The following is a 22,581-nucleotide window of genomic DNA, read 5'->3' on the forward strand; positions in this document are numbered from 1 at the left end:
GTGGTGCGGTTCCGGTCCCGGGTGGAGGTCGACTTCACCCGCGTCGAACGGGTCCGTGACCTGGCCACCGGTGAGATGCACTGGCGGACCCGCTCGCCGGAGAACGTGGTCAGCCGCTACGGCGTCGACGCCGCCACCCGCGCCAGCGACCCCGCCGACCCGAGCCGGGTCGCCACGTGGCTGCTCGCCGAGGCGGCCGACGACCGCGGCAACCTGATCCGCTGCGACTACGAGGCCGACGCCGCGGCCCGGCACCTGAAACGCGTCCGCTACGCGAACCGCCGCCCGGCGTCGCCGGCGACTGGTGCTTCGAGGTCGTCCCCCGACTACGGCGAGCACGGCGCTGCACGGGGGCGGCTCGAGTCGAGCTACGTTTGACGAGTGCGCGTCGGTTCGCGGTCACGACTGGTCCGGCTGACACCCCCGTCGCGTAGAGTCGGAATCGCCGTCGCCGTTCTGATGATCGTGGTAGAGACGGTTCTGCTCTACCCGCTGCGATCGATTGTGACACCGCTGTCCCCGGGCCTCATCTACATCATCGGCGTGCTGGTGACCGCGATGGTGTGGGGGATGTGGCTGGGCATCGTCACAGCGGTGGCGAGTTCGCTCGCCTTCGTGGTCTTCCATGTCCCACCCTTCGGCAGGGTCGCCGTCTCGAATGCGCAGCAGTTGGCCGAGGTGTTGGCCTTCCTCGTCGTCGCGATGGCCACGAGTGTCATCGCGAACATGTTCCGGCTGCGGATCGTGCAGGCGGAGGAGTCCGACCTCACCGCTGAGATGGCCCGGCTGCTGCTGCACGCGGACGATCTTCCCGGCGTCCTGCCCAGAGTCGCGCAATGCATCGCGAAGACGCTCGACCTGCCGGATGCCGTCATCGATCGCGCCGCCGTCGCCGGCGACGACCGGTACTGGGCGTTTCCACTGTGTGCCGGCGCCACCTCGCTGGGCACCCTCCGCGTGCCGCGCGGGGTGCCTGAGCCGACCGTGCAGCGCCTGCGGGAGCGCGTCGCGCCGTCGCTCGCGTCGCTGCTGCAGGCCGGGCACGAACGCGTGGCCATGGTGGACTCGCTGAAAGCGAGCCGGAAGCAACTTGGCCGGCTGGTCACCGAGCAGGCCGCGTTGCGGCGGGTGGCGACGCTCGTGGCGCGAGGCGGCCAACCACCCGAGGTATTCGAGGCGATCACCACGGAGCTGCACCGGCTCCTGGCCAAGGACACCCCGCAGGATCAATTCACGACGTGGCTGCTTCGCTACGAAGCAGACGGCATGGTCACCGTCGTGTCGGCCAGCCTCGCCGATCTGCGGCCCGAGCAGATGCACTGGTCGTCCGAGGGCCAGAACGTCCTGGCACTCGTATGGGACACAGGCCGGGCCGCCCGGATGGACAGTTTCGAGGGTGCCATCGGCCCAGCCGCCGCGCTGGCACGAGAGCTCGGCATCCGCTCCGCGGTCGGGGTCCCGATCATTGTCCAGGGGCAGCTGTGGGGTGTGGCCGCCGTCGCGTCGAACCGGCCCAGTCCGCTGCCACCCGGCACGGAGAAGCGCGTCGCGAACTTCGTGGACCTTGCGGCCACCGCGATCGCCAACGCCGACAGCCGGGCCGAGCTCGTCGCATCGCGCGCCCGGCTGGTCGCTGCCGCGGACCAGGCGCGCCAGCGGATCGAGCGCGACCTGCACGACAGCGCATTGCAGCAGGCCATCGGCGTCGGGCTGCGGCTGGGCCTGGTGCAGGCCGGCCTGCCGCCCGAGCTCGAGCAGACCAGAACGGAGCTTTCGAGCGCCGTGGACGGCCTGAACAACGTCGTGGACAACATGCGAGAGATCTCGCGGGGCATCCATCCGACGCTGCTCGCCGCAGGCGGGCTGCAGCCCGCGATCAGGTCGCTCGCCCGCAAGTCACCGGTACCGGTCGAACTGGACACCCACGCCGACGGGCGCCTGCCACCGGTCGTCGAGATCGCCGCCTACCACGTCGTTTCCGAGGCGCTGACGAACTCGGCCAAACACGCCCACGCCACCGTCGTGCACCTGCGGGCGGCCACCGAGGACGACACCCTGCGCGTGTCCATCCGCGACGACGGTGTCGGTGGCGCCGACCCCGGTCGCGGATCCGGCCTCACCGCACTGCGGGACCGGGTCGAAGCGCTGGGCGGACAGCTGACAATCACCAGCCCCACCAACGGCGGCACCACGCTTCAGGCCACCATCCCGGTCGCGTCCCCGGAGTTCAGCCCGCTCGGCGTTCGGCCTTCCGGAGAAGCACGCCGGCAAGGAGCAACCGGACCGTTGTAGCTCGGGCACCTGCATGGTGCCGTCGGCTTCGGTACCGAGTCCGACGCCCCTCGAGATCCAGGCGACCTGCACACCCGGCGGGATCGCCCGGCTCCGGATGGTGCTCGGCGACCGGCTCGAGGTCGCAGGCTGTCCGCGCGTGCCAGCGCCCTGCTGTGCGGGTCAGCCGATGCGCCGGCCGTCGAGGAAGATGGCGCCGCTCGGCCCGTCCTCGGGGAATGTCGCGGCCTTCGCGATCCAGGCGGCCGCCACCGACGGCGGCACGTCCTCCTCGTCGGTGCCGAGCTCGGGGTGCGTGTCGACACGACCGGGGTCCACCGAGTTGACGAGCACCTTCGTGTCGCGGAATGCCGCCGCGAGCATCACGGTGAGGTGGTTGAGCGTGTGCTTGGCGAACGAGTAGGCCGGGGCTCCGACGTCGCCGGGCTGCTCAGCGAGGAAGGTGATCTGCTGACAGGCGCCGCTGGAGATGTTGACGACGCGCGCCGCAGGCGCCGCCTCGAGCAGCGGGCGCAGCGCCACGGTGAGCGCCCACGGGCCGACGACGTCGACGGCGAACGCGGCCTGGATGTCGTCGATCGACGCGTCGAGCGCGGTGCCCGTGTTCATGTCGGGGAAGACGCTCGCGTTGTTGACGAGGACGTCGAGGTGGCCGTGGTCTGCCCGAACGCGCTCGGCGACGCCCGAGAACTCGTCGGTCGAGCCGAGGTCGAGACGAAAGCCTTCGGCGCTGTGCCCCTCGGCGCGCAGCGCGCTCGCCTGCTCCTCCGCCTGGGCGTCGGTCCGCGCGGTCAGGATGACGTGGAAGCCCTGCTGGGCGAGCGCGCGGGCGGTGGCGACGCCGAGACCACTGGCTCGGCCGGCGCCGGTGACGAGTGCGACCTGCTGACTCATTCGTTCCTTCTTTCGTTGCAGGTGACGCCATGCTCGGCGAGACCGTTGAAGACGCCGTGCCGCAGGCAGCGCAGGAGCAGCTCGACCTGGTCGCGGTGCTGCCGCACGAGCTCCTCATCAGGCGCGCCGGCGACGAGATGACGGGCGGTTCCGATCAGGACGCGGCCGCAGCCGGCAATGAAGCGACCCTACCCACCCGCGCTTTCCGTCCGGCATGGGCGCCGGGGCCGCCCGGGCTGAGCTCGCGGTACTGCATTCAACCCGGCGGGGCGCCGCGTGAACAGCGGGCCAGTGCGGCCTCGGCCTGGGCGGCGAGCGCCGGCACGAGCGAGGCGGCCGAGGGCAGGTCGGCGATGAGGTCGACGCCCTCGCCGGCCCAGATCGGCAGCGGCGGGACGGCACCGCGGGCCACGTCGGCCTGGTAGTCGCGGTGGGCCTGCTCGTCGGCGGCGAGCTCGTCCTCGCGGTCGCGCCAGCGGTCGATGTACGGGTGGCGCAGCGTGCGGGCCGCGTACCGCGACGGCCAGCGCGAGCCGCGGGCGATGTCCAGCACGCGGTTGCGCTCGGTGTCGTCGCCGCGGGCCGCCACCAGCGCCGCCGCGGTGGCGGGGTCCACGAGCGCCTCGGTGGTCGCCTGGAACCTGGTGCCGATCGCCGCCCCGGCCGCGCCGAGGACCAGCGCCGCCGCCACGCCCCGGCCGTCGGCGATGCCGCCCGCGGCGAGGACCGGCACGTGCCCGGCGAGGTCGGCGACCGCCGGCACGAACGGCAGGGTCGAGCGTCCGCGCAGCGCGCCGTGCCCGCCCGCTTCGGTGCCCTGCGCGACGACGACGTCGGCGCCGAGGTCCAGCGCCTGGCGGGCCTCGTCGAGGTCGGTGACCTGGAGGATGAGCAGGGCGCCCGAGTCGCGGACGACGCGGGTTTACGGGCGGGCGTCGCCGAACGACAGCATGACGGCTCGCGGCTCGTACATGAGCGACCGCCGCACCGCGTCGACGGTCGTCATCCAGGTGAGGAAGCCGATGCCCCACGGCAGCCCGGTGGCCGCGACGACCGGCGCCTCGCTTGCCAGCCACGCCGGGTCTCCGTCGGCGGCGCCGAGCATGCCGAGCCCGCCGCCCCGCGAGACGGCCGCCGCGAGCGCGCCGCCGGCCGAGCCACCCATGGGCGCCAGCATGATCGGGTGCTGGACCCCTGCCAGGCTCGTGAACGGCGTCGACAGCATCACCGCACGGTACTCGTGTGCCGGACGCACATCGAAGGGCCGCTGAGCAAGCGCGCGGCGAGTGGGACCCGTTCGACCGGCCTGTGGCAACCTGTCTGAGTGCTGATCGTGATGTGCGGCCTGCAGGGAACCGGGAAGAGCACCATCGCCGGGCAGCTGGCGCGGGAGCTGCCGGCGCCGATCCTGCCCGTCGACCCGGTCGAGGTCGCGCTGTGGGCCGCCGGCGTCGACCGCGACCAGCCGACGGGGCTCGCCGCGTTCGTCGTGGTCGGCGCTCTCGCCGGCGCGATGCTCAAGCTCGGCCAGACCGTCATCGTCGACGCCGTCAACGACGCCGAGGTCGCCCGCCGGCAGTGGCGTGACCTGTCCGCCCGGCACGAGGTGCCGCTCCGCTTCGTCGAGGTGATCTGCTCCGACGAGGCCCTGCACCGCCGCCGCCTCGCCGAACGCGCCGACAACGCGATCGCGGGCGACGCCGAACCCACCTGGGAGTCGGTCCTGGCCCGGCGGGACGGCTTCGCCGGCTGGACCGACGACCGTCTCGTCCTCGACTCGGTCGACGACGTCCCGGCCAACGTCGCCCGCGCGCTCGCGTATGTGCGCACCACCCACTGAGACAACGCGCCGTCGACCATCTGGACCGCACCGGTGGCCGCGCTCCAGTGACGGAAGCCGATCGCGGTCGCCGAGCACCATCCGCGGAGCCGGCGCAGATACAGGACGGCTGAGCGAGTAGGACGCAACGATTCGGGCAGCACGGAACAGATCAGAAGACTCCAGTGCCGACCTCAGGAAGGCGGCCCGCCGTGACCGAGCAGCCGCACTCAACCGCCGGGCAGCTGCTCGGGCTGCTCGTGGAGGCGCCGGACCTGGACGACTTCCTCGAGCGGCTGGTGCACGTCGCCGCCGCGGCGGTGACGCCGGCCGTGGCGTGCGGGGTGACGGTGCGGCGGGACGGGCAGCCGTTCTCGGTGGCGGTCAGTAACGCGCTGGCCGGTCAGGTCGACGAGTTGCAGTACGGCGCCGACGAAGGGCCGTGCCTCGACGCGATGCGGGACGCCGCGGTCATTCTCGTCGACGATCTCCGCCGGGAGCTTCGCTGGGACGCGTACCGGCCGCACGCGGTCGCGCACGGCGTCGCGAGCTCACTGTCGATGCCGCTCATCATCGAGGGGCAGAGCCTCGGCGCGATGAACCTCTACGCGGGTTCCACCGGGGTGTTCACCACGCCGGTCCGGAAACAGGCGGAAGGGATGGCGGCGCAGTGCACCGACGCGCTGACGCTCACCGTCCGCCAGGTGCGCCAGTCCCAGCTGCTGGATCAGCTCGCCGAGGCCATGGTCTCCAGCAGCGTCATCGACCAGGCCATCGGCATTCTGATGGCGCAGCAGCGCTGCACCGCCGCCACCGCCTTCGACCTGCTGCGCCGGGCGTCGCAGGGTCGCAACCGCAAGCTCCGCGAGGTGGCCGGCGACATCGTGGCGAAGATCAGCGGCGCCCCGCCCGAGCCCCGGCGGGACTTCACGGTCTGACCGCCGGCCCTGTCAGCCGGCCGCCGCCCGCAGGTCGTCCAGGATGGCGGGACAGATCCATGGCGGCCATCCTGGCATCATCGGCGGCATGACCGATCGTTTCGTACGGCACCTGCCCGTCGGTGCACCGTCGACGCCGTTCGACGGCAGCGGGATTCCGGGGTGGGACACGTTTCCGTTCGAGGGCGAGCTGCGGGTGCGAGGGCTCCAGCCGCCGGTGCTGCCGGAGCCGCCGCGCAACGGTGAGGACGGGCCCGAGTCGTGCATGATTTGCGCGGAAGGGCCGGCGAAGGCGGTGTGGGCGGACGAGCACTGGATGCTCCGGCACGCCGGCGGGCCCAGCGCCGTGCCGGTCGTGGTGCTGCTCTGCCCGATCGGCCACTACGACCTGGGCACCCTGCCGCCGGAGCGGGCCGCCGAGGTCGGGCCGATGCTGCAGCGGGTGGAGCGGGCCATCATGTCCGTGGGCGGCATCGCCAGGGTGCACGCGTCGAAGATCGGCGACGGCGCGGCGCACCTGCACCTGTGGTTCATGGGCCGGCCGGCCGGCTTCGAGCAGCTGCGCGGCAGCTGCCTGGTCCTGTGGGACGACGTGCTGCCCAAGCAGGACGAGGCCCAGTGGCGGGCGGTCCTCACCGAGGTGGCCGAGGCGCTCGCGGTCGACGGCGGCACGGTGTACTGAGGGCTCAGAGCTGCTCGACGACCCGGAAGCGTTGCAGGACGGCGGGAGTGTCGTCGTCGACGGTGAACGCCGGGTCGCCGAGCCAGCCGCGGTAGTCGGCCCCGTGCCAGAACTCCTCGTGCCCCGCCCGCCAGGCGGCGACGGTGTCGTGGCCCTCGCCCTCGTCGCGGGCGTGCCGGGCGTCGACGTCGCCGAGGCGGCGGACCTCGACGCTGGTCAGCTCGATCACCGCGACAGGACGGTCGCCGGAGTCGACCACGGCCGACCGGTCGCCGGCGGCGGGCAGCGGCTCGCCGTCGAGCTCCCAGTCCTGCAGCAGCCCGGTCGTCGTCGTCTTCGCGCCGTCCAGGACGGCGGCGACGAGCGCGTCGCGGAGCGGGCCGGGGAACGCGAACTGAAACGTGGGGAGCTCGGTCATCCGGCCAACTCTAGGGCTATCGTCTGGCGGATGGGTGGTCGCTCGTACATGGTGGCAACGCGGATGCCGATGTCCAGGGCCGGGTTCGACGGCTGGCTGGCGGCGCCGCTGCCCGGGCTCGACGTGATCGCCAACCCGGCGGCGATGTGGACCGGCTGGGCGATCGACGGCGCCGACGCCGACTGGGACCTCACGGCGCTCGCCGGCTCCCCCGCCGCCGTGGCCGGGATCCGGGCCGCCCGCGCCAGGACCCCGCTGGAGCTGCTCGCGGCCCGCGCGGCCGGCGGATTCACGCTCGCCCGGCACCGCGACGGCGCGCTGGAGATCTACCTGTACGACTACCACGCCGACCCGTACAGCACGCAGACCGACCTGCTCATGCTCGCGGGCGCCGGACGGTTCGCCGACGCGGGCGCCCCGGTCATGCACTGGGGCGGCGACGTCTACCCGGACCTGCCGCTCGGCGGTGACAGGCCCCTCGCCGTGCTGCTGGTCGACCGGGACGGCGCCAGGTTCACCGACCACTACCCCGTCGGTGCGCTGATCGAGTCGCTGCGCCCGGTCGAGGCCGCGTTCCTCGCCGCCTCGCCGGCCGACGGCGAGGACGCCGGTTGGGACCCCACAGGCGTCCTGGACCCGGCCATCCGCGCCCACGTTCCCACCGACAGCTCGGCGTAGGACAGAAGTCGCGCAACGTGACGGCCTGCCAGGTGCAGCAGGACCAAAGAGACGGCGGTCAGGCGCGGCGGACCGCGAGGACGGCGACGTCGTCCGTCGGTGCGGCGTTGTCCAGCAGGCTCATCGCCGCATTGCAGGTGGCGTCGGCGGAGCCCACGGCGGCGAGCACGCCGACCATCCGCTGCAGGCCCGGCGCGATCCCATGGGCGCGGCGCTCGACGAGGCCGTCGGTGTACAGGAACAGCTCCTGGCCGGGCTCCAGCGGCAGCCGCGTGTTGCGCCGGGCGGCGCCACGGTACGCACCCAGGGGCAGGTCCGGGGGGATCTTGAGCAGCCGGCTCGGCTGGTCCGGTGCCATCAGGACGGGAGGCAGGTGGCCGGCGTTGGACAAGGTCACGGCGTTGAGGTCCGGATCCAGGACGGCGTAGACGGCGGTGGCCATGGCGTCGGGCTCGAAGCGCTGCACCTTGCGGTCCAGGCGGGTGAGGACGTCCGACGGATCGTCGGTCTCCATCGCGTACGCGCGGAGGGCGCTGCGGATCCGGCCCATCACCACCGCCGCGTGCAGGCCGCTGCCGGCGACGTCGCCGATGACGATGCCGACGTGCCCCGACGGGAGGTCGAAGACGTCGTACCAGTCGCCACCGACGCCGACCTGGGCACCGGGGACATACCGGACGGCGACGTCCAGGCCGGGGACCACGGGCGGGCGGGCCGGGAGCAGGCTGCGCTGGAGGGCCACGGCCGCGGCCCGGTCCAGGTGTGATCGGCGCGCCTCGGTGGCGAGGCCGGCCCGGTCGGCGACGAGCTGCAGCAGCGCGATGTCGTCGGCGGTGAACGAGCGCCGCTGCAGTGTGCCGATGTGCAGCACGCCGACGACCCGGCCGCCACTGAACATCGGCACACCGAGGACGGACGTGGTGTGCGCGGGCAGGAGCGCCGCGTCGAAGTCGGTGGCGCCGCGGCCGGTCCGGTCGAAGCACTCGACGGCGACGGGCTCGCCGCGGACGGCGACACCGCCGGCGAAGCCGTGGCCGACGGGCACCCGCACCTCGTGCCGGGGCTCCCGGTCGAGACCGGCGGTCGCCATGGCGACCATCTCGCTGCCGTCCTGGTCGAGCAGCAGCACGGCCGCGCTGTCGGCGCGCAGGATGTCCAGGGTCCGCTCCAGCAACTCGTGCAGCAGGTCCTCGAGGCCGAGCTGCGACAGGGCGGCATCGGTCACCGCCTGCAGCCGGCGCAGCCTCTCCTCGCTGTCCGCCAACGCCTTCCCGCCGCGCCTCGGCACCCTGCCCCTGCCTCCCGCCCGCTCCAACACGCCCGCCCAGTGTCGCATCAGCACCACGCCGCACCCGCGCGGCACCGCCGTGCGACCCGACGACGAGCGCTGGCCGCTAGCCTCGCCGAGGCATCCGCGATGCGCAAGGTCACCGGCGCGGATCTGGAGGCTCAGCCGGACAGGTGCGCCAGGACGCCGGTCATGTCGAGCACGTCGTGCACGATGCCGGACGCGTTGGCGATCCGGAGGCTCCGGCCCCGCTCCTCGGCGTGCCGGCGGCCCTTGAGCAGCGTGTTGATGCCGGCTGAGTCGATGAAGGTCACCTCCGCCAGGTCCACCACGACCCTGGTGGCGTCACTGTCGACGGCGGCGAGCACCTCACGGTCCAGGTCCGCGGCGGTGGAGAGGTCCACGTCCCCGCGGATGCTGACCGTGCAGGTGTCGTCATCGCGGGTGGTCGACATCGACAGCGTCATGGCCCCTCCCGGCACGAAACGACAAGCACACCCTGACCCTATATGGTGGCTGCGACGGGGGCGCGACAGCGCCGCGGCACACGCACAACCTTGTGGATGTGACATGCGGGAGGATTCTGACACACCGTCGGCACTGGTGGCGCTACCCCCGGTGACGGCGGCCGGCGTCGCCGACATCCGTGAGCGGGTGGCGGACGCCGCGCGCGAGACCGGGCTCTCACCCGACCGGGTGAACGGCTTCACCGTAGCCGTCCACGAGATCGTCATCAACGCGGTGGAGCACGGCGGTGGCACGGCCGCGGTCACCCTGATCCTGGAGGTCGGCAGGCTCGTCGTCGAGATCGCCGACACCGGCAGCGCGCCGTGGCAGTTCCGCGTGCCGGCGGAGGCTCCCCCGCCGGACCAGCTGAACGGCCGGGGGCTGTGGCTGGCCGACAAGCTCTCCGACGAGCTCACGGTCGACACCGCGGCCGGCAAGCGCCTGGTCCGCCTGACCGCCAACGCTGACGCCGCGTAAGGCCGGCGCCGACACCGCCGAACGAAGACGCCATCAGCAGGGACACGGCGGGGCGTCGCCGGGCTCCTCGGCGTGCGGAAACCGCAGTGGAGAGGAGCCCGGCGTCCGGCCCCGGTCAGGGGCCGGACGCTACCCACGGAGAACGGCACCGGGCAGTCTGACGCCCGGCCGGCCCGGTCAGGGCTGCGGCTTGCAGGTCGCCGCGGAGAAGTCCGCCGGCCGCCCCGCGCCGGTCATGTCCTGCACCCAAAGACCGAAGAACGCGCCGGTGAAGCCCCATGCGCGGGGCACCCCGTTGTCGGACTCGACCGTGTCGAAGGTGCTCGACGGCCACACCGACGTCGCCGCGAAGACCGGCGAAACAGCTGGACGGCGGCGCCGCCGGTGGTGCGGCCGCCGCTGACGTCGACGCAGCGGTTGGAGCCCGTGCCGATGATCCGGTTGACGGTGCCGGTGCTGCGGCCGGAGCGGGTGGTGACGAAGCCGCGGTGCCGCTGGACACCGACACCGGCAGATACGACGACGCGGACGGCGCGACTCCGGCACGATCATCGGCTTGCGTGGACTGGCTGGCGAACATCAGCCGCCCGCCGGCGGCGCGAAGGTCGAGGCCCCGGCCGGCGCCGCGACGGGCACCAGCAGCGGCGCCGGCAGCGCCAGGACGGTGAGGAACCGTCGCGACATGCCGACACCGCATGGACCCGAACCGACGATCCCGAAGCCGTTTCGAATGTGTCGTTCACAAGACCGACACACCCACCAGGGTGGCACGTATGTGACACCCTCGACGCGCTCGAACCACCGCAAGGAGTCACATGGAGTTTCGGATCCTGGGTCCGCTGGAGGTCGTCGCCGCGGGCCGGGCCGTCCCGCTCGGCGGGCCGAAACCCCGGGCGGTCCTCGCCACCCTGCTGCTCGACGCCGACCAGGTCGTCAGCGTCGACCGGCTCATCGACGGCGTGTGGGGCGAGGACCCCCCGCCCAGCGCGACGAACGCCCTGCAGACCTACCTGTCGCGGCTGCGCCGGGTGCTCGGCCCCGAAACGCTCGAACGGCACCACCGCGGTTACCGGATCGCCATCTGCGCCCGGCAGATCGACGCGCAGCGCTTCGAGCAAGGGGTCGCCCTGGGGCGGGAGACGCTCACCGCGGACCCGGCGGTCACGCTGCACAGCGTCGATGCGGCCCTCACGCTGTGGCGCGGTCCGGCGCTGATGGACCTCGCCGACGACCCGGCCGCGCAGGCGGAGATCACCCGCCTCACCGAGCTGCGCCAGGTCGCCGCGGAGCTGCGGGTCGACGCCCTGCTCGCGCTCGACCGCACCGCGGAAGCCGTCGCCGCGGCGTCGGCGCTCGTCGCGGAGCACCCGCTGCGGGAGGGCAGCCGTGCGAGGCTGATGCTGTCGCTGTACCGGGAAGGCCGGCAGACCGAGGCGCTCGCCACCTACCACGAGGCCCGCACGCTGCTCGCCGACGAGTTCGGCCTGGACCCCGGCGGGGAACTGGCCACCCTCGCCCATTCGATCCTGCGGCAGGCCCCGCACCTCGACCCGGCGCCCGCGGCACTCCCCCAGCCGCCTCAGCCACCGATGCTGCCCCAGCCGCCGCCGGTGCCCGCAGACCGGTTCCTGGGCCGCGACGTCGAGGTGGCCGAGGTGCGGGCGCTGCTGCGCGACCACCGGCTGGTCACGCTCGTCGGGCCCGGCGGCAGCGGCAAGAGCCGCCTCGCGGTCGAGGTGTGCCGCGGGCTGGGCCGCGACGTGTGCGTCGCGGAGCTCGCCGGGCTCGCCGACGACACCCTGCTGGAGCCGACCCTCGCCCAGGCGTTCGGCCTGGCGGTCTCCACCGACCTCGCCGGCGTCGCCGCCGCCGTCGGCAACCGGCGGACCGTCCTGCTCGTCGACAACGGCGAGCACCTCGTCGACGCCCTCGCCCGCGTCGTGCCCCGGCTGCTCACCGGCCTTCCCGGCCTGCGGATCCTCGTCACCAGCCGGGTGCCGCTGAGCATCGGCGGCGAGCGGCGCCACCCCGTGCCGCCGCTGCCCGCCGCGACCACGGCGGTCGAGCTGTTCCTGGACCGTGCCGCCGCCGTCACCCCCGAGTGGCACTGCGACGCCGCCGACCGCACCGTCGTCACCCGGATCTGCGAACGCCTCGACGGCCTGCCGCTCGCCGTGGAGCTCGCCGCCGGGCAGCTCGTCGCGCTGGCCCCGGCGCAGATCCTGGAGCGGCTCGACGACCCGGCGGCGCTGCGGACCGTCCGCCGCGACGTGCCGGCCCGGCACCGCAGCCTCGACACCGCGATCGACGCGACGTACCGGCTCCTCGACCAGCCGCAGCAGGAGGCGTTCGCGCGGCTCAGCGTCTTCGCCGGCACGTTCGACCTCGACGCCGCCGAACGGGTCGCCGGTGACGTGCTCACGCCGCTGACCGGGCTGATCAGCGCGTCGCTGGTCACGACGCTGCCGGGCACGTCGCCGCGGCGCTACCGCATGCTGCAGACGCTGCGGCAGTACGCCGGCCGCCGCCTCGGCGACGACGAGCGCCGCGCGGTCCGCCGCCGCCACCTCGCCCGCATCGCGGAGCTGACCGCGACCGCCGACCGGGAGCTGCGCGGCCCCCACGCCCGCCGCTGGTTGCGCACCCTCGCGACCGAGCAGGACGACACCCGCGCCGCGCTCGCGTTCGCCCTCGGCGGCGAGGACCCGGCCACCGGGCTGCGGCTCGCCGCCGATCTCGCCTGGTTCTGGTACCGCACCGGCCACATCACCGAGGGGCTGCGCTGGCTGCGGGCCGGCCTGGACGCCGCCCCGGACGCACCCGGCGACGACCGGGCCAGGGCGCTGACCGGCATCGCCTGCCTGCAGTACCTCGCCGGGGACGTCGCCGCCGGCACCGAGGCGATCCTCGTCGCCCTGGAGATCGCCCGGGCGGCGGGCCGCCCCACGACCCTGGCCCGCGCGTCGGCGTACCTCACCCTGTCGCTGGGCCTGCGCGGTCAGCTGGAGGAGGGCGCCAAGATGGGCGAGGAGGCCCGCCAGCAGGCCATCGCCAGCGGCGCCGACTGGGTCCTGCCCGAGGCACTGATCAGTATCGGTCTGATCGCCGGTGCGAGCGGCGACGCGGAGACCGCCGCGGCGGCCCTCGACGAGGCGATCGAGGTCGGCACCCGCTGCGGCTTCGTCTGGTCGGCCGGCTCTGCCCGCTGGATCCGCGCCAAGCAGGCCCTCGTCAACGGCGAGCACGCCGAGGCATACACCCTCACCCGCCGCGCCACCCGCGACCTGGACGAGGAGGACGACGTCACCGGCTGGCTCGCCACCACGCACCTGCTCGCCTGCACGCTCGCCCTCACCGGCCGGCCCGGCGCCGGCGCGGTGCTGCTCGGCGCGGTCGACGCGCTCGGCGGGCAGTTCGGCTACTCACCGCAGCGCATGGACCCGCTCAACGGCCCCCGCAACGTCGCCGCGGTCATGTCCCGGCTCAGCCCGGCGGAGTACGAGGAGGCACACCGGCGCGGACAGCTGATGGACCGGGCGGCGGTGCGCGCGTACATCGAAGCGCTCTGATCCTGCACGTGGATTGCACGCGGCGGGCCGCATCATGGGGCTCCGCTACCACTACGGAGTATTCGATGAAGTCCTTGACCAGAGCTACCGCGGCGGCGCTGCTCGCCCTGGCCGGCGCCATGGCCGTGCCCGGGGCGGCGCACGCCTCGCCGCTGTGTGACCAGCCGGTGCCGCCGCCCGCGTGCGGCGACTACGACCCGGACCCGGACCCCGGCCCGATCGACACCCCGGCCCGCGGCGCCCTCGACGCGATCACGTTCACCGGCAACGGCGTCCGCGTCGAAGGCTGGGCCGCCGACGGCGACACCGCCGCGGCGCTGCAGGTCCACGTGTACATCGACGGCGCGTTCGCCGGCTCGGCCGTCGCGAACACGTACCGCCCGGACGTCGCGGCCGTGTACCCGTACTTCGGGGCGTACCGCGGCTACGACGCGGTGATCCCGGCGAAGCACGGCTCGCACACCGTCTGCGCCTACGCCATCAACGTGACGCCGTCCGGCGCCACCCCGGCGGGCAACCCGCAGCTCGGCTGCCGCACCTACAACGCGCCGGCGATCTCGAACATCGTGTCGTTCCACAACGGGCAGCAGTGGATGATCTCGTTCGACGACAACGTCATCGGCGAGACCGGCTTCACGGTCCGCTGGGACTACTGGGTCTGGTACACGATCCCCGGCACCCACGAGCGGGTGCAGACGCCGCGGTACTGGACGTACACGCTGCCCGCGCACGAAGGCACCGGCCGGGTGACGATGCCCGACCAGCGCACCATCAACGCCACGAGGCTCACCGTGACCGCGCCCGGCTTCGGCGGCGCCAGCACCACCGACCTCTACTGAGAGGTCCTTCCTGACCGCACCGGCCCCGGCAACACCGCGCCGCCGGGGCCGGTGCCTCACCTCACCCCTTGCGGGCCTGCTCGACCCAGGCCTCGCTGCGCTCCCACAGCTCGGCGGCGCGCTTCGGGTCCCGGGCATACGGCATGTAGCCGCGGAACGGCCCGCTGCCGCCGTACTCCGCGGCGACCGCGCAGTCCTCGAGGTACTGCCCGCCCCGCTTCGACAGGTCCGGCGACACGGCCGCGTAGACCGACGTCGCCGCGCCCTGCTCGGTCGTCTTGAAGTCCTGCAGCGGGCGGCCCCGCTCGTCGATCCAGCCGAGCTCGACCTGCTCGGCGACGCTCAGGTGCCGCTGCAGCGGCGTCAGGATGCCGCCCGGGTGCAGCGCGTTCGCCACGATCCCGTCCCCGGCGTGCCGGCGGTCCAGCTCGACGGCGAGCAGCACGTTGGCGGTCTTCGACTGGCCGTATGCCTGCCAGCGGTCGTACGGCCGATGGTGGAAGTTCGGGTCGTCGAGGTGCACGTCGCTGTGCCGGTGCCCGGCGGAGCTCACCGACACGACCCGCGCCTCGCCGGCCTGCGCGGCGCCCTCCAGCAGCCGCGGCAGCAGCCCCTGGACGAGCGCGAAGTGGCCGAGGTGGTTGGTGCCGAACTGCAGCTCGAACCCGTCGGCGGTCTGCGTGAACGGCGCCGCCATCACCCCCGCGTTGTTGACCAGGATGTGCACCGGGCCGTCGACGCCGGCGGTGAACGCGTCCACCGACCGGATCGACGCCAGGTCGAGCTCGGCGACCTCCACCGCAGCGTTGACCGCTCTCGCCTTCGCCACGTCCCGGACGGCGACGATCACCCGGGCGCCGGCGGCGGCGAGCGCCCTGGTCGTCTCGGTGCCGATGCCCGACGCGCCGCCGGTGACGATCGCGGTCCGTCCGTGCAGGTCGACGCCGTCGATCACCTCGGCGGCCGTGGTCTTCGCTCCAACGTTCAAGCTCATGCCGCCACCTCCGCTGCGCTCCGGCGTCGGCCTGAGCCGAACCTGTGATGCTGATTCGCAGCTCCTCCGCTGCGCTCCGGACTGCTCATGCTCGCAACCCTGCACCTTCGAGCGCGCTCGAAGGCAAATCGTCCTCAGAACAGGGTGAGGGGCTCCGCCGGCTCGGGCTCCGGCAGCGGCGCGAGCTGCGGCAGGCGCGCCCGGACCTGGTCGTGGAAGCGGCGGGCGAGGGCTGGCGCGTCGGCGTTGTCCGGCGTGTGTACGAAGACCGTCGGCGACCGGCCTTCCCGCAGCCAGCCGGTCACGACGTCGAGCCAGGCCTGCCAGCCGTCGACCGTCATGTCCGGGTCGTCGCGGCCGAGGTACCGCACGATCGGCGTCCCGGTCAGCGCTCTGGTCCGCCGCGGCACCCGCGGCTTCTTCGTCCACGCGTCGCGCTCGGCGTCGCTGGTCGGCGGGCTGGCGAAGAACGCGGTCGTGTCGAACGGCACCCACTCCGCCGCCACCGCCGCCAGGGCCGTCTCCAGGTCGCGGGCCGCGGCCGCGTCGGTGAAGAAGTCCTGGTGACGGACCTCCACGGCGTACCGCAGCGAGGGTGGCATCCGGCGCAGGAAGCGCTCCAGCACCGGCACGTCCCCCGGGCCGAACGACCCGGGCAGCTGGATCCACACGGCGTGGTTGCGGGGGCCCAGCGGCTCGATCGCGTCGAGGAACGCGCGCACGTCGGCGCCGGCGTCGGTCAGGCGCCGCTCGTGGGTGACCCGCTTCGGCAGCTTCACCACGAACCGGAAGTCCGGCCCGGTCTGCCGCGCCCACGTCTCGACGGTGTCCCTGGCCGGTGTGGCGTAGAACGTGGTGTTGCCCTCGACCGCGGTGCACCGCTCGGCGTACGCCTTCAGCCGCTCCTTCCCCGGCCACTGCCACGCCTTGTGCGTCCACATCGCACACCCCACGTGCAGCTTCACGCGCGCTCTCCGAGGTGTGCGAGGTCCATGACGTCGACGTCGCGGGGCTCGTAGCCCTGGTGGAAGACGCGCTGGAGACGGGCCGAGACGCACGGCACGGTGCGGCCGGCGATCGTGCCGGTGGTGAGGTCGGCGCGCGGGTAGTCGAACCAGGCGCCGTCGAACGCCTCCTGGCGGCCGTCGCCGCTTCCGTCCCCGTCTTCGCCGAACGCGACCGGGTGCAGGTCGACGTAGCCGCCGCCGGGCTCCGCGACCTCGACGCGGACGGGGCGCCAGTCGGTCTCGACCGTGTAGCCGAGCGCCTCGAGGGCCCGCAGCGCCTCGGCCTCCCGGGCGGCGTCGACGGCGAGGTCGAGGTCGCGGTGCTCGCGGGTCTGCCGGCCGACGAGGGCGTCGATCCCCCAGCCGCCGGAGATCCAGCACCGGCAGCCGGCCGCCGCGAGAGCGTCGAGCACGGCGTGCACCTGGGCCGCGTCCATCGTCACGGTCAGCGGCCCCGACGCTTCGCCGGGCCGCTCGCGCGCTTGCCGGCCTGCTGTCCGGCCGTCTTCTGCCCAGCCGTCTTCTGACCAGCCGTCTTCTGCCCGGCCGTTTTCTGCCCGCTCGGCTTGTGCCCGGCCGTCTTCTTGGCCGGCTGGCGGCTGGCGGGCTGGTCGTCCTGGCGGCGGACGGGCTGGTCGGAGGTGCGGCCGCGGGTGCTGTTGGCGGTGCGGCCACGGACGATGCCGATCATCTCCTCGACCAGGTCGGTGTGGCGGTCGCGGACCCAGGCGAGGCCGACCGAGGAGGTCGGGGCGTCGGTCAGCACGCGGTAGGTCAGGTCCTTGCGGTGGTGGGCACGGGCCAGTGACTGCGGCACCACCAGTACACCTGCCGACGCCGCGACCCATTCGACCGCGGCGGCCGTCGTCTCCGGACGCTCCGCCAGCACCGCCGCCGGCATCGACGGCCAGCTCAGGACGTCGTCGAGCGGGCTCAGCAGGGTCTCGTCGGCCAGGTCGGCGACGGTCAGCTCCTCGGCCACGGTGAGCAGGTGGTCCTTCGGGACGACCACGACGGTGGTCTCGGTGTACAGCGGGATGGCGTGGAACGCGTCCGGATCGACCGGCAGGCGGACCAGCCCCGCGTCGGCGCCGTCGAGCAGCAGCCCCGGCGCGTCCTTGGCCGGCACGGGCTCGACCACCAGCTCCACGTCGGGCAGCCGCTCGGCCCACAGGCGGGTCCACTTGTCCATGGTCACCCCTGGGACGACGAGCAGGCGAAACGGCGTGGGCATCCGGCCAGGGTACCCTTGGCCGCGTGAGCCCGAAGAAGTCCCAGGTGATGAAGCCCGCCACGGCGGCGCTGAAGCTCGACGTGTATCTGCCCGCGACCCCGCAGGAGTTCCAGGACGGGATGGTGTCCCGCGAGGAGCTCGACGAGCTGCAGCGCAACCCTCCGCAGTGGCTCGCCGACCTGCGCAAGGACGGCCCGCACCCGCGCAACGTGGTCGCGGCCCGGCTGCGCGTGTCCAACAGCGGGCTGGCGCGCGGCGGCATCACAGATCCGCTCACGACCGCGCAGATCGCCGCCCTGGCCGCGGATCCGCCGGAGTGGCTGGTCAAGGAGCGCGAGATCCACGCGGAGAACAAGCGCGAGGAGCGCCGCCTGCAGGCCGCCCGTGAAGAGGCCGCGGCCGCGCCCGCCCAGCAGAAGGCCCCCGTCAAGAAGGCGGCGCCCGCGAAGAAGGCGGCGGCGAAGAAGCCCGCCCCGAGGAAGGCCGCCGCCGCGCGCCGCGGCCGGTAGCGCCGCTACGCGTCCAGCAGCTGCTCGCGCAGGATGTCGGCGTGGCCGCAGTGCTGGGCCAGCTCGCGCAGCACGTGCAGGTAGACCCAGCGCAGCGGCAGCGGCCCCCGGCGGTTGCCGGGCAGCAGGTCGTCCAGGTCGAGCCCGGCGACCGCCCGCCGGGACGCCGCGCAGGCCTCCTGGTATGCCTGACGCACGGCGGCGATCGTGTCGGCGTCGTCCAGGGCGAAGCTCTCGTCGGGCGTGTCCGGGATCCCGATCTCGGACCGCGCCCGGCCGGTGACCGCCTCGTCGAACCACACCTTCTCGACGAATGTGACGTGCTTCACCAGCCCGAGCAGGGTCGTGCGGGACCGCACCAGCGACCGGCGCGCCTGCTCCTCGGTGAGACCGTCGAGGCACGCGGCGAGCGCCTCGCGGTGCTCGTCGACGAACGCCTCCAGCTGCACCCGCATCGGCGCGTGAAAGTCCATGTCAAGATCGTAGCGGTGGTGCCGCCAGCGCCGCGCCGAGCCGGCCGTAGGGCGGGCCAGGGCGGCGGCAGCGTTCCTCCACTGTGGACGGCCGAGGTCCGGCCGAGCGCGTCCGGCGCCCGTTCGCAGCCGAGGCCCTGGTCGCGGCGACGCCCCGGACCCGGACCGCTCCGGCGAGCGCGTGATACTCGCCGGAGCGGTCGCGCGTCAGCCGATGCACGCGAGCGCGAAGCCGATCGTGGGGATGCCGAACACGATCGACACCACGGCCATCCTGGTGATCGTCGGGCGGCGGGTCAGGATCGCGTAGGCGGCGAGCAGGACCGGCGTCATCAGCAGCTGCGGCACGAGCGTCGAGCGCGGCACCAGCACGTCCAGCCACGCCAGCAGCACGGAGCACGCGAGCGCCGCCGCCCACAGCGCGACGCCGAGCCGGTGCGCGAACCGCGGGCCGAACCGCACGGCGAACGTCGTGTCGCCCGCACCCGTGTCGGCGGCCAGGTCGGTGACGGTGGTCGGCACGTACAGGGCAGCGGCGAAGAGCAGGCCGATCAGCCCGAACTGCCACGGGAACTCCCACGGCGGCCGCGTGATCGCCCAGCCCGCGGCCGGCGACACGACCCCGACGACCAGCGCGTTGACCGCGACGTCCCAGCCGGGCCGGGTCTTCAGCCGCAGCGGCGGCACGCTGTACGCCCAGCCGAGCAGCAGCACGCCGGCGACCCCGAGCACGAACAGCGGCCCCACGTACAGGGCGGCCGCGACGCAGGCGACCGCCAGCCACCGGTACCACACCCGCAGACGCCTGGCGGAGACCGCTCCGGTGACCAGTGGCGCGGTCGCCTTGCGTGGGTTGTCGCGGTCGCTGCGCAGGTCCTGCAGGTCGTTCTGGGCCAGCACGGCGCCCCAGATGAGCGGCCCGAGCACGAGCAACGCCACGAGCGCGCGCCCCCGGTCGGCCGGTGCGGGGAGCCAGCTGTGACCCGCCAGCACCGTGCCGAGGTACGCCGGCACCCACGACACCGGCCAGAACCACGGCCGGGAGACCGCGACCAGCACCGCGGCCGGACGTTCCAACACCGCCGTCATACTCGCATCATCGTCCTCGATACCTGAGCCCGCACTGAGAGCCGCGTCATGCCGGCGACCGCGACCGCGGCGGCTCTCCGGGGCGCGCGGGTCCCCCAGGCAACCCGTTCCGGGGTGGTGTACGTGTCTAACGCGATGATGATGCGAATCCTGAGGCGCGGCCGGCGACCGCACGACGACGAGTTCGTCGCGTATTACGCCGCCCGCGCCGGACACCTGAGAAACACGGCTTTCCTGCTGTGTGGTGACTGGCACCTCGCCGAGGACCTGACCCAGACGGCGTTCACGAAGCTGTACCGCGTGTGGAGCCGCGTCGACCGGCACGACGTGCTCGACCAGTACGCGCGGCGGGTCCTGCTGCGCGCCTTCCTCGACGAGCGGCGGCGGCCGTGGCGGCGGGAACGTCCGACCCCCGACGACGAGGTGCTCGACGCGAGCGTCTCCGACCAGCGGGGCGTCGAGGACCGGCAGGTGCTCAAGCGGGCGCTGCTGCGCATCCCGAAAGGGCGGCGGGCGGTGCTGGTCCTGCGCTTCTGGGCGGACCTGTCGGTCGAGCAGGTCGCCGACGTGCTCGGCTGCTCCACCGGCACCGTGAAGAGCCAGACCGCCCGCGGCCTCGACAACCTGCGCGAAGTGCTCGGCGACACCCTCGAAGACCTCAGACCGATCAGCCCAGGAGGAATCCAGTGAACGACGTGAAAATGCTGTGCGACCTCGCCCTCGACGACGCGCCGCCGCTGCGCGAGGCGGAGCGGGTCCTCGCGGTCGCCGCCCGGGCCGCGGCGCGCCGCGACCGCATCGTCGCCGCCACCGCGAGCCTCGCCGGTGTGACGGTCGCGGCGGCCCTGGTCGCGCCCGCCCTGCTGCCGTCCGGCCCGGCGGCCCCGGCGCCGTTCGTGGCCGTGCCCGCTGCGCAGCCCACCGGTTCCCAGGTCGCGTCCGCCGCGCCCGTCCCGTCGGCGCAGGCGCTGCCGACGCACGACCGCGTGGTGTACGACCTGCTCGTCGCGGCCCTGCCGGCGGGGTACACGGGCCGCAGCCAGTACCCGTTCGCCGGTCCCAGCACCGCGCCGATGCGCCTGGAATCACCGTCCGGCACGGCGCTCGTGACCATGTGGACCCGCGTCGTCGTCTCGGACGGGCACGGGGAGGGCTACCTCGGGGCGTACATCGCGCAGACCAGCGAGACCGTGCCGCCCGGCGGCCTGTGCGCCCTGCCCGACGCGGGCCGCGAGTGCCGCGTCGTCGACGTCGCCGGGGTGCCGGTCGTGGTCTGGCTGGAGGACCACGGTGACGGCGACGTCATCGTCGCCCGCCGCTACCTGCAGGGCGGTCACTTCAGCGTGGCCGCCCAGCGCACCGTCCCCGTCTACCCCCGCGACACCGCCACGGACCGCAAGCCCGCGCTGGACAAGGCGTTCCTCACCATGGACCAGGTCGCGGCGCTGGCGGGCAACCCGGCGATGCTGCCCTGACGTCGTCTCACCGGGTGTGGCAGGCGTAGCTCCGTCCACGCCTGCCACACCCGGCACGGTGAACGGCTCCGGCCGCGGTCGCGACCCCCGCGGCGCCGCCGGTCGTCGGTACAGTGGCGGCGTGCGACGGCGTGAAGGTGACGTGCTGCTGGCGCCGTGCGCCCGATGCGGCGGCACCAGCCGGGGCCGGCCGGAGGAGTCCATCGTCCACGGGCGCGTCGAGTCGTCCGTCTGGATGCGGTGCGACTGCGGCGCCGAGAGCGTGGCCTGCGGCCCGGGCCCGCTGACCGGGATCGCGCGGGAGGCGTACCTCGCCCGCGTCGGGCTCGCCCGGGTGCACGCCGACCCCGGGGTCAACCGTGCGGCGCGGGTGCGGCTGCTCGCGGTGCTCCGCCAGGAGGGGACGACGATCGCCGAGGCCGTCGACGCCTACGCCCGTCTGACGGGCGAGGGCATCGCCGGCACCCCGGCGGAGGTCCAGCTCCTCGCCGACCGGCTGGCCGCGGCGGGCGCGACGGTCACGGTAGCTGCGGGTACACCATCCTGAGGTCGGCGGCGAGGGCCTGCTTGGCGCCGGTGGCGGCGTCGTCGACAAGGATCTCGAGGTCGCCGCGGGCGACGCCGTCGGCCACGGCGGTCGCGACGGCCGCGGGGTCGATCTTCGGCACGTCCCAGCGCGCCATCATGTCGGTGTCGGCGGCGCCGAGGTGGACGCCGGAGACCTGGGTGCCCTGGGCGGCCAGCTCGAGGCGGATGCCGTTGGTGAGGCTCCACTCGGCCGCCTTGGCCGCGGCGTACGACGTCGCGTTGAGGAACGTGATCCACGACAGCACCGACAGCAGGTTGACGACGGCCCCGCCGCCGTTGGCGCCCAGGATCGGGGCGAAGGCGCGGACCATGCGCAGGGTGCCGAAGAAGTGCGTCTCCATCTCCAGGCGGATGTCGTCGAGGTCGCCGTCGACGAGGTTGGCGAACGTCGCCACGCCGGCGTTGTTGACCAGCAGCGTGACGTCGCCGGCCGCGGCCGCGGCGGCCGCCACCGATGCGGCGTCGGTGACGTCGAGCGGCAGGACCGTCGCGCCGGGCAGGTCGACGGTGCGCGGGTCGCGGGCCGTCGCGTACACGGCCGCGCCGCGGGCGAGCAGTTCGCGGGCGATGTGCAGGCCGAGGCCGCGGTTGGCGCCGGTGACCAGCGCGACAGATCCCTCGATCTTCATGACTACCTCCTGAGGTCGTCCGATCACCGTAGGGCATCGATGTGTCGAGCGACTCAGCCTTTGCGGCTGCGGCGGATCGCCCGGAGGACGAGGCTGCTCGCGACCTCCTGGCTGGTGTCGTTGAGCGCGGCGCCGATGGAGGTCTGGGCGCACCTCACCGGCGGGCCAGGAGTCGCCGCTGC

The 22,581-nt window shown here is 73.7% G+C and carries 27 protein-coding genes; 13 read left to right on the plus strand and 14 right to left on the minus strand.

Going from position 1 to position 22,581, the window contains the following annotated elements; genetic code table 11:
• Positions 1–3: 3 nt before the first annotated feature.
• Positions 4–378, plus strand: coding sequence for a SpvB/TcaC N-terminal domain-containing protein (locus ACFY3L_RS40445; protein WP_389337091.1), 375 nt, complete (start codon positions 4–6; stop codon positions 376–378).
• Between the two features lie 3 nt (positions 379–381).
• Positions 382–2,292 (plus strand): DUF4118 domain-containing protein, encoded by a 1,911-nt coding sequence (locus ACFY3L_RS40450; protein ID WP_389337094.1) that lies wholly within the window; start codon positions 382–384, stop codon positions 2,290–2,292.
• Positions 2,293–2,454: 162 nt separating this feature from the next.
• Here the strand turns inward: ACFY3L_RS40450 and ACFY3L_RS40455 are convergent, their stop codons facing one another.
• From ACFY3L_RS40455 to ACFY3L_RS40465, 3 genes are all read right to left on the minus strand, one after another.
• Complete coding sequence (locus ACFY3L_RS40455; RefSeq protein WP_389337096.1) at positions 2,455–3,186, minus strand: SDR family NAD(P)-dependent oxidoreductase; 732 nt, start codon at positions 3,184–3,186, stop codon at positions 2,455–2,457.
• Positions 3,187–3,442: 256 nt separating this feature from the next.
• Positions 3,443–4,081 (minus strand): NAD(P)H-dependent flavin oxidoreductase, encoded by a 639-nt coding sequence (locus ACFY3L_RS40460; RefSeq protein WP_389337578.1) that lies wholly within the window; start codon positions 4,079–4,081, stop codon positions 3,443–3,445.
• A gap of 27 nt (positions 4,082–4,108) precedes the next feature.
• The gene (locus tag ACFY3L_RS40465) at positions 4,109–4,411 is read right to left on the minus strand and encodes a nitronate monooxygenase (protein WP_389337099.1); all 303 of its coding nucleotides are present in this window, start codon (positions 4,409–4,411) and stop codon (positions 4,109–4,111) included.
• A 99-nt stretch (positions 4,412–4,510) separates the two neighbouring features.
• Here ACFY3L_RS40465 and ACFY3L_RS40470 point away from each other — a divergent pair, with 99 nt between their 5' ends.
• The 3 genes from ACFY3L_RS40470 (at position 4,511) to ACFY3L_RS40480 (ending at position 6,625) form a co-directional block, all read left to right on the plus strand.
• On the plus strand, positions 4,511–5,026 hold the full coding sequence (locus ACFY3L_RS40470) for an AAA family ATPase (protein WP_389337102.1): 516 nt from the start codon (positions 4,511–4,513) through the stop codon (positions 5,024–5,026).
• 191 nt (positions 5,027–5,217) lie between these two features.
• On the plus strand, positions 5,218–5,943 hold the full coding sequence (locus ACFY3L_RS40475; RefSeq protein WP_389337105.1) for a GAF and ANTAR domain-containing protein: 726 nt from the start codon (positions 5,218–5,220) through the stop codon (positions 5,941–5,943).
• An 88-nt stretch (positions 5,944–6,031) separates the two neighbouring features.
• A complete protein-coding gene (locus ACFY3L_RS40480; protein ID WP_389337108.1) occupies positions 6,032–6,625 on the plus strand; it encodes an HIT family protein in 594 nt (197 codons plus the stop codon).
• Positions 6,626–6,629: 4 nt separating this feature from the next.
• On the opposite strand, the gene ACFY3L_RS40485 is transcribed toward ACFY3L_RS40480, so the two are convergent.
• Positions 6,630–7,043, minus strand: coding sequence for an ASCH domain-containing protein (locus tag ACFY3L_RS40485; protein ID WP_389337111.1), 414 nt, complete (start codon positions 7,041–7,043; stop codon positions 6,630–6,632).
• Positions 7,044–7,106: 63 nt separating this feature from the next.
• Here ACFY3L_RS40485 and ACFY3L_RS40490 point away from each other — a divergent pair, with 63 nt between their 5' ends.
• Entirely contained in the window at positions 7,107–7,721 is a 615-nt protein-coding gene (locus ACFY3L_RS40490) for a hypothetical protein (protein ID WP_389337114.1), read from the plus strand.
• Positions 7,722–7,779: 58 nt separating this feature from the next.
• Here the strand turns inward: ACFY3L_RS40490 and ACFY3L_RS40495 are convergent, their stop codons facing one another.
• On the minus strand, positions 7,780–9,009 hold the full coding sequence (locus ACFY3L_RS40495) for a PP2C family protein-serine/threonine phosphatase (RefSeq protein WP_389337117.1): 1,230 nt from the start codon (positions 9,007–9,009) through the stop codon (positions 7,780–7,782).
• A gap of 161 nt (positions 9,010–9,170) precedes the next feature.
• A complete protein-coding gene (locus ACFY3L_RS40500) occupies positions 9,171–9,476 on the minus strand; it encodes an STAS domain-containing protein (protein WP_389337120.1) in 306 nt (101 codons plus the stop codon).
• A 103-nt stretch (positions 9,477–9,579) separates the two neighbouring features.
• On the opposite strand from ACFY3L_RS40500, the gene ACFY3L_RS40505 reads away from it, so the two are divergent.
• A complete protein-coding gene (locus tag ACFY3L_RS40505; RefSeq protein WP_389337122.1) occupies positions 9,580–9,993 on the plus strand; it encodes an ATP-binding protein in 414 nt (137 codons plus the stop codon).
• A 177-nt stretch (positions 9,994–10,170) separates the two neighbouring features.
• Here ACFY3L_RS40505 and ACFY3L_RS40510 read toward each other — a convergent pair whose 3' ends face one another.
• Positions 10,171–10,329, minus strand: a complete 159-nt coding sequence (locus ACFY3L_RS40510; RefSeq protein WP_389337125.1) for a hypothetical protein — start codon at positions 10,327–10,329, stop codon at positions 10,171–10,173.
• A 479-nt stretch (positions 10,330–10,808) separates the two neighbouring features.
• On the opposite strand from ACFY3L_RS40510, the gene ACFY3L_RS40515 reads away from it, so the two are divergent.
• Both ACFY3L_RS40515 and ACFY3L_RS40520 read left to right on the plus strand, forming a co-directional pair.
• Positions 10,809–13,562, plus strand: coding sequence for a BTAD domain-containing putative transcriptional regulator (locus tag ACFY3L_RS40515; RefSeq protein ID WP_389337128.1), 2,754 nt, complete (start codon positions 10,809–10,811; stop codon positions 13,560–13,562).
• Positions 13,563–13,636: 74 nt separating this feature from the next.
• Positions 13,637–14,401, plus strand: a complete 765-nt coding sequence (locus ACFY3L_RS40520; RefSeq protein WP_389337131.1) for a hypothetical protein — start codon at positions 13,637–13,639, stop codon at positions 14,399–14,401.
• Between the two features lie 61 nt (positions 14,402–14,462).
• Here ACFY3L_RS40520 and ACFY3L_RS40525 read toward each other — a convergent pair whose 3' ends face one another.
• From ACFY3L_RS40525 to ACFY3L_RS40540, 4 genes are all read right to left on the minus strand, one after another.
• Positions 14,463–15,395, minus strand: coding sequence for an SDR family NAD(P)-dependent oxidoreductase (locus ACFY3L_RS40525; protein WP_389337134.1), 933 nt, complete (start codon positions 15,393–15,395; stop codon positions 14,463–14,465).
• 134 nt (positions 15,396–15,529) lie between these two features.
• A complete protein-coding gene (locus tag ACFY3L_RS40530; protein WP_389337581.1) occupies positions 15,530–16,336 on the minus strand; it encodes a DUF72 domain-containing protein in 807 nt (268 codons plus the stop codon).
• A 20-nt stretch (positions 16,337–16,356) separates the two neighbouring features.
• Entirely contained in the window at positions 16,357–16,815 is a 459-nt protein-coding gene (locus ACFY3L_RS40535) for a nucleotidyltransferase domain-containing protein (RefSeq protein ID WP_389337137.1), read from the minus strand.
• A 32-nt stretch (positions 16,816–16,847) separates the two neighbouring features.
• Positions 16,848–17,636 carry a LysR substrate-binding domain-containing protein gene (locus tag ACFY3L_RS40540; protein WP_389337140.1) on the minus strand — a complete coding sequence of 263 codons (789 nt, stop codon included), beginning with the start codon at positions 17,634–17,636 and terminating at the stop codon, positions 16,848–16,850.
• 23 nt (positions 17,637–17,659) lie between these two features.
• Between ACFY3L_RS40540 and ACFY3L_RS40545 the strand changes: the two genes are divergently transcribed.
• Complete coding sequence (locus ACFY3L_RS40545; RefSeq protein WP_389337143.1) at positions 17,660–18,145, plus strand: DUF5997 family protein; 486 nt, start codon at positions 17,660–17,662, stop codon at positions 18,143–18,145.
• Positions 18,146–18,150: 5 nt separating this feature from the next.
• Here ACFY3L_RS40545 and ACFY3L_RS40550 read toward each other — a convergent pair whose 3' ends face one another.
• Positions 18,151–18,618, minus strand: a complete 468-nt coding sequence (locus ACFY3L_RS40550; RefSeq protein ID WP_389337146.1) for a DinB family protein — start codon at positions 18,616–18,618, stop codon at positions 18,151–18,153.
• Between the two features lie 207 nt (positions 18,619–18,825).
• On the minus strand, positions 18,826–19,707 hold the full coding sequence (locus ACFY3L_RS40555; protein WP_389337149.1) for a UbiA prenyltransferase family protein: 882 nt from the start codon (positions 19,705–19,707) through the stop codon (positions 18,826–18,828).
• Positions 19,708–19,848: 141 nt separating this feature from the next.
• Between ACFY3L_RS40555 and ACFY3L_RS40560 the strand changes: the two genes are divergently transcribed.
• The 3 genes from ACFY3L_RS40560 to ACFY3L_RS40570 all read left to right on the plus strand — a co-directional run bounded on the left by ACFY3L_RS40560 (position 19,849) and on the right by ACFY3L_RS40570 (position 21,729).
• Positions 19,849–20,397 carry a SigE family RNA polymerase sigma factor gene (locus ACFY3L_RS40560; protein ID WP_389337151.1) on the plus strand — a complete coding sequence of 183 codons (549 nt, stop codon included), beginning with the start codon at positions 19,849–19,851 and terminating at the stop codon, positions 20,395–20,397.
• On the plus strand, positions 20,394–21,182 hold the full coding sequence (locus ACFY3L_RS40565) for a hypothetical protein (RefSeq protein WP_389337154.1): 789 nt from the start codon (positions 20,394–20,396) through the stop codon (positions 21,180–21,182). Before ACFY3L_RS40560 ends, ACFY3L_RS40565 begins: the two co-directional genes overlap by 4 nt.
• Before the next feature lie 121 nt (positions 21,183–21,303).
• Positions 21,304–21,729 (plus strand): hypothetical protein, encoded by a 426-nt coding sequence (locus ACFY3L_RS40570; protein ID WP_389337157.1) that lies wholly within the window; start codon positions 21,304–21,306, stop codon positions 21,727–21,729.
• Here the strand turns inward: ACFY3L_RS40570 and ACFY3L_RS40575 are convergent.
• Positions 21,701–22,399 (minus strand): SDR family oxidoreductase, encoded by a 699-nt coding sequence (locus ACFY3L_RS40575; protein ID WP_389337160.1) that lies wholly within the window; start codon positions 22,397–22,399, stop codon positions 21,701–21,703. The two genes, ACFY3L_RS40570 and ACFY3L_RS40575, sit on opposite strands and share 29 nt — an antisense overlap.
• Positions 22,400–22,581 lie beyond the last annotated feature (182 nt).

Source organism: Dactylosporangium sp. NPDC000521 (assembly GCF_042898305.1).
Taxonomy (GTDB): domain Bacteria; phylum Actinomycetota; class Actinomycetes; order Mycobacteriales; family Micromonosporaceae; genus Dactylosporangium.

Coding starts and splice junctions, on each gene's coding strand:
- ACFY3L_RS40490 (WP_389337114.1), top strand. CDS start 7,107: ATGCCGATGTCCAGGGCCGGGTTCGACGGCTGGCTGGCGGCGCCGCTG.
- ACFY3L_RS40560 (WP_389337151.1), top strand. CDS start 19,849: ATGCGAATCCTGAGGCGCGGCCGGCGACCGCACGACGACGAGTTCGTC.
- ACFY3L_RS40500 (WP_389337120.1), bottom strand. CDS start 9,476: ATGACGCTGTCGATGTCGACCACCCGCGATGACGACACCTGCACGGTC.
- ACFY3L_RS40465 (WP_389337099.1), bottom strand. CDS start 4,411: ATGCTGTCGACGCCGTTCACGAGCCTGGCAGGGGTCCAGCACCCGATC.
- ACFY3L_RS40455 (WP_389337096.1), bottom strand. CDS start 3,186: ATGAGTCAGCAGGTCGCACTCGTCACCGGCGCCGGCCGAGCCAGTGGT.
- ACFY3L_RS40505 (WP_389337122.1), top strand. CDS start 9,580: ATGCGGGAGGATTCTGACACACCGTCGGCACTGGTGGCGCTACCCCCG.
- ACFY3L_RS40555 (WP_389337149.1), bottom strand. CDS start 19,707: ATGACGGCGGTGTTGGAACGTCCGGCCGCGGTGCTGGTCGCGGTCTCC.
- ACFY3L_RS40540 (WP_389337140.1), bottom strand. CDS start 17,636: ATGCCCACGCCGTTTCGCCTGCTCGTCGTCCCAGGGGTGACCATGGAC.
- ACFY3L_RS40480 (WP_389337108.1), top strand. CDS start 6,032: ATGACCGATCGTTTCGTACGGCACCTGCCCGTCGGTGCACCGTCGACG.
- ACFY3L_RS40550 (WP_389337146.1), bottom strand. CDS start 18,618: ATGGACTTTCACGCGCCGATGCGGGTGCAGCTGGAGGCGTTCGTCGAC.
- ACFY3L_RS40525 (WP_389337134.1), bottom strand. CDS start 15,395: ATGAGCTTGAACGTTGGAGCGAAGACCACGGCCGCCGAGGTGATCGAC.
- ACFY3L_RS40575 (WP_389337160.1), bottom strand. CDS start 22,399: ATGAAGATCGAGGGATCTGTCGCGCTGGTCACCGGCGCCAACCGCGGC.
- ACFY3L_RS40515 (WP_389337128.1), top strand. CDS start 10,809: ATGGAGTTTCGGATCCTGGGTCCGCTGGAGGTCGTCGCCGCGGGCCGG.
- ACFY3L_RS40485 (WP_389337111.1), bottom strand. CDS start 7,043: ATGACCGAGCTCCCCACGTTTCAGTTCGCGTTCCCCGGCCCGCTCCGC.
- ACFY3L_RS40530 (WP_389337581.1), bottom strand. CDS start 16,336: ATGTGGACGCACAAGGCGTGGCAGTGGCCGGGGAAGGAGCGGCTGAAG.